Origin of the sequence: Candidatus Amarolinea aalborgensis, from assembly GCF_900491745.1 — a bacterium.
Classification (GTDB): domain Bacteria; phylum Chloroflexota; class Anaerolineae; order SSC4; family Amarolineaceae; genus Amarolinea; species Amarolinea aalborgensis.
The window spans coordinates 1-5,229 of the sequence record NZ_UETR01000071.1 but is presented as its reverse complement, the minus strand read 5'-3'; the positions used below and the strand labels follow the sequence as shown (position 1 = coordinate 5,229).

Below are 5,229 nucleotides of genomic sequence, written 5' to 3'. Positions count from 1 at the left end.
AGACGGGTAATGTTGGCAGCGGCCTACTCTTGCACTCAGTCACCCGAGGACTACCATCAGCGCTGGAGGGCTTAACTGCCAGGTTCGAGATGGGACTGGGTGTACCCCCTCCGCTCTAGCCACCAACATCACCCGTTTTCATCATTTGGTAACAGCGCCGCTCTCACAGCGCCATGCTACATTGCAACTGAATTGTGTGTCTCTCTCGCAAACGCTTAATGCCTGCCGCCTCACGTAGATTAAGTCCTCGTGCATTAGTACGGCTCGGCTCAACACCTCACAGTGCGTACACCTGCCGCCTATCTAACCGGTAGTCTCCCGGTGCACTTACCCTTTTACAGTGGGGGATCTCATCTTGAGGCGCGTTTCCCACTTAGATGCTTTCAGCGGTTATCGCTGCCAGACTTAGCTACCCAGCCATGCCTCTGGCGAGACAACTGGTACACCAGCGGTCTGTCCACCCCGGTCCTCTCGTACTAGGGGCAGCCCCTCTCAAATCCCCTTCGCCCACAGCGGATAGAGACCGACCTGTCTCACGACGGTCTGAACCCAGCTCGCGTACCGCTTTAACCGGCGAACAGCCGGACCCTTGGGACCTACTTCAGCCCCAGGATGCGACGAGCCGACATCGAGGTGCCAAACCTCCTCGTCGATGTGAACTCTTGGAGGAGATCAGCCTGTTATCCCCGGGGTAGCTTTTGTCCGTTAAGCCACGGCCCTTCCACTCGGAACCGTAGGATCACTAAGCCCGACTTTCGTCTCTGCTCGACTTGTTTGTCTCGCAGTCAAGCTCCCTTATGCCTTTACACTCTGCGGCTGGTTTCCATTCAGCCTGAGGGAACCTTTGGGCGCCTCCGTTACTCTTTAGGAGGCGACCGCCCCAGTCAAACTGCCTACCAGACACTGTCCCCATGCCCGATTAGGGCCACAGGTTAGAGCCAAGACTCCATCAGGGTGGTATTTCAACGTCGACTCCACCGATCCTAGCGGACCAGCTTCACAGCCTCCCACCTATCCTACACAGACAAAGCCCTAACTCAATGTCAAGCTACAGTAAAGCTCCACGGGGTCTTTTTGTCCTGCTGCGGGTAAACGGCATCTTCACCGCTATTTCAACTTCGCCGGGTCCCTTGTTGAGACAGTGCTCTGCTCGTTACGCCTTTCGTGCGGGTCGGAACTTACCCGACAAGGAATTTCGCTACCTTAGGACCGTTATAGTTACGGCCGCCGTTCACCGGGGCTTCGGTTCAATGCTCATCACATCTCCCCTTAACCTTCCGGCACTGGGCAGGCGTCAGCCCCTATACGTCAGCTTTCGCTTTCGCAGAGACCTGTGTTTTTGTTAAACAGTCGGCAGAGCCATTTCGCTGCGACCACCAATCGCTCAGACAAGCTAGTCGCCCTCACAACCAGTGGCAGTCCTTTTCCCTAAGTTACGGACTTAATTTGCCTAGTTCCTTAACAAGGGTTCTCCCGTTCGCCTTGGTATTCTCTACCCATCTACCTGTGTCGGTTTGCGGTACGGTCACGCATACCTCGCTAGAGGCTTTTCTCGGCAGCGCGGGCTCAACCACTTCCGGCCCTCTCGGGCTCCGCCATCACCCCTCAGGCTCTAGGAACGGTTTTCCCTATCCCTTTCGTCGCCCTACAGGCTTAGCACCAGAATCCAATAACTGGCTGGCCTACCCCCCTGCGTCACCCCTTCACTCAATCGGTATTACGTGGTACAGGAATATTAACCTGTTGTCCATCGACTACGCCATCCGGCCTCGCCTTAGGCCCGACTAACCCGACGTGGATTGACCTTCCGTCGGAAACCTTAGATTTACGGCGAACACGGTTCTCACGTGTTTCTCGCTACTCATGCCAGCATTCTCTCTTCTGCACGCTCCAGGCGTCTTTTCAGTCACCCTTCTCCGCTGTGCAGAACGCTCCCCTACCACTCACATACCCTCAGGTACATGAATCCGCAGCTTCGGTGACGAGCTTTAGCCCCGTTAAATTTTCGGCGCAGGATCACTAGACCAGTGAGCTATTACGCACTCTTTCAAGGATGGCTGCTTCTAAGCCAACCTCCTGGCTGTCCAAGTAATCCCACATCCTTTCCCACTTAGCTCGTACTTCAGGACCTTAGCTGGCGATCTGGGCTGTTTCCCTTTTGACCACGAAACTCATCTCCCGTAGTCCGACTCCCAAGCTACAACTACCGGTATTTGAAGTTTGGTTTGGTTTGGTAAGCTATACGCCCCCTAGCCAATCCAGTGCCCTACCCCCGGTACTCAACACTTGAGGCTAGCCCTAAAGCTATTTCGGGGAGAACCAGCTATCTCCAAGTTCGTTTGGCATTTCACCCCTACTCACAGTTCATCCCATAATTTTGCAACATTAATGGGTTCGGGCCTCCACGAGGCGTTACCCCCGCTTCACCCTGACCATGAGTAGCTCACCTGGTTTCGGGTCTACTCCCAGCAACTATGCGCCCTTTTCAGACTCGCTTTCGCTACGGCTCCGGCTGTCTCTGCCTTAACCTCGCTACTGAAAGTAACTCGCTGGCTCATTCTCCAAGAGGCACGCCGTCAGACCTTCCCTTACGGGCATTGTCCTCCGACTGCTTGTAAGCATACGGTTTCAGGTTCTATTTCACTCCGGTCAACCCGGTTCTTTTCACCTTTCCCTCACGGTACTTGTTCACTATCGGTCGCCATAAGTCTTTAGCCTTAGAGAGTGGTCTCCCTTGCTTCCCACAAGATTCCTCGTGTCCCGTGGTACTCAGGGTACTAGCAGGAGTCTCAGACCTTTCGTCTACAGGAGTCTCACCTTCTGCGCTCTGCCTTCCCAGTACAGTTCGACTAGACCTGAGATTTCTTACTCCTTCGTGCCTCTGCAGAAACACGCCCTAGCCCCTTCAACCCCCACGCTGCAACGGCTGCAGCCTTCTGCACAACGTAGGTTTAGGCTCCTCCCCTTTCGCTCGCCACTACTCAGGGAATGTTCTCTTTTCCTCCGGGTACTTAGATGTTTCAGTTCCCCGGGTGCCCTCTGTCAATCCTATGTATTCAGATTGCAGTGCCTGGGCATTCCCCCAGGCAGGTTTCCCCATTCGGATATCCCCGGCTCTCACGCTTGATGACAGCTCACCGAGGCTTTTCGCAGCCATCCACGTCCTTCTTCGGCTTCTGGCGCCTAGGCATCCACCGTATGCCCTTAATAACTTAATCCACGTGAGACGGCATTCATTAAACGTCTTTCAACCTTCTCTTCAATGCCATCTACATCTCACACACAATTCAGTTGTTAATGTCCTCGGCCAGGTCTTCTCAACCCAACCTCTCTAGTGTTGCACACTAGCGGCTAAGCTCCTGCTCTCTCGCACAAGCTCACCCGCTAATCCCCAACCCATACAAAAACCCGGCTCCCAAACCGGGCTCCCCCTTCCCCACCTTCCTTAGTGGGCCTTTCTGGACTCGAACCAGAGACCTTTCCCTTATCAGAGGAATGCTCTAACCGTCTGAGCTAAAGGCCCTCTCTCCTCTTAACCCAACCTTAACAGCTAAAGAGTGATAGGAAAGTGCAGTCCTAGTCTCAGAGTTGGCTCCCCAAAACAGCTCGCGCTGCCCCAGGCACACCAATTCTCCCTAGAAAGGAGGTGATCCAGCCGCACCTTCCGGTACAGCTACCTTGTTACGACTTCGTCCCAGTCACCAGTCCCACCCTCGGCGGCTGCCCCCTCGCGGTTAGCTCACCGACTTCAGGTGTTACCGGCTCCCATGACGTGACGGGCGGTGTGTACAAGGCCCGGGAACGTATTCACCGCCGTATTGCTGACCGGCGATTACTAGCAACTCCGACTTCATGGAGGCGAGTTGCAGCCTCCAATCTGAACTGAGGCCGGCTTTGTGAGATTGGCTCTACCTCGCGGCTTTGCTACCCTCTGTACCGACCATTGTAGCGTGTGTGTAGCCCTGGATATAAAGGCCATGCTGACTTGACGTCATCCCCACCTTCCTCCGGCTTGATACCGGCAGTCTCGCCAGACACTTGTAACTGGCAACAGGGGTTGCGCTCGTTGCGGGACTTAACCCAACACCTCACGGCACGAGCTGACGACAGCCATGCAGCACCTGTGGACGCTGCTTGAAGGCTCGTTCCCCTTTCGGTTCACTACTACGTCCATGTCAAACCCAGGTAAGGTTCTTCGCGTCGCATCGAATTAAACCACACGCTCCGCTGCTTGTGCGGGCCCCCGTCAATTCCTTTGAGTTTTAGCCTTGCGACCGTACTCCCCAGGCGGTGAACTTATCGCGTTTGCTACGGCACCGACGGAATTCATACCGCCAACACCCAGTTCACATCGTTTACAGCGTGGACTACCGGGGTATCTAATCCCGTTCGCTCCCCACGCTTTCGCGCCTCAGTGTCAGGTGCGAGCCAGGGCGCCGCTTTCGCCACTGGTATTCCTCCCGATATCTACGCATTCCACCACTACACCGGGAATTCTGCACCCCTCTCTCGACCTCAAGCCGAGCAGTCTTGAGCGTCTCCTCCCAGTTAAGCCAAGAGATTTTACACCCAACTTACTCAACCACCTACGCGCGCTTTACGCCCAGTAAATCCGGATAACGCTCGCCACCTACGTTTTACCGCGGCTGCTGGCACGTAGTTAGCCGTGACTTATTCCTAGGGTACCGTCCTTCCTCGTCCCCCAGAAAAGGAGTTTACAACCCGAAAGCCTTCGTCCTCCACGCGGCGTTGCTGGGTCAGCCTTCCGGCCATTGCCCAATATTCCTCACTGCTGCCTCCCGTAGGAGTTTGGCCCGTGTCTCAGTGCCAATGTGGCTGATCGTCCTCTCAGACCAGCTACCGATCATCGCCTTGGTAAGCCCTTACCCCACCAACTAGCTAATCGGACGCAGGCCCCTCCTTCAGCACATCGCTGCTTTCCTTGTGGCACTCTAACAACCACAAGCTCATGCGGTATTAGCTCAAGTTTCCCTGAGTTATCCCCCTCTAAAGGATAGGTCACCTACGCGTTACTCACCCGTGCGCCACTGTCTACCTAAGCAGACCGTTCAACTTGCATGTGTTAAGCACGCCGCCAGCGTTCATCCTGAGCCAGGATCAAACTCTCCATTTAATCCTAACCTTACTTTTCGCTTCGCATTCAAACTAAAACTGCGACACTCTCGTGTCTCTTACCTTCCTATCACTCTTTAACTGTTAAGGTGCGTT

Annotated in this window: 1 tRNA gene and 3 rRNA genes; all 4 read right to left on the bottom strand. The window is 54.8% G+C overall.

What is annotated here, in order from left to right:
* Positions 1-10: 10 nt before the first annotated feature.
* The 4 genes from rrf to ACPQ6D_RS23630 all read right to left on the bottom strand — a co-directional run bounded on the left by rrf (position 11) and on the right by ACPQ6D_RS23630 (position 5,134).
* Positions 11-127, bottom strand: a 5S ribosomal RNA gene (rrf, locus tag ACPQ6D_RS23645).
* Between the two features lie 108 nt (positions 128-235).
* A 23S ribosomal RNA gene (locus ACPQ6D_RS23640) occupies positions 236-3,218 on the bottom strand.
* Positions 3,219-3,449: 231 nt separating this feature from the next.
* A tRNA-Ile gene (locus ACPQ6D_RS23635) sits at positions 3,450-3,523 on the bottom strand.
* 116 nt (positions 3,524-3,639) lie between these two features.
* A 16S ribosomal RNA gene (locus tag ACPQ6D_RS23630) occupies positions 3,640-5,134 on the bottom strand.
* The 16S, 23S and 5S rRNA genes sit together here with 1 tRNA gene alongside, the layout of an rRNA operon.
* Positions 5,135-5,229: the final 95 nt, after the last annotated feature.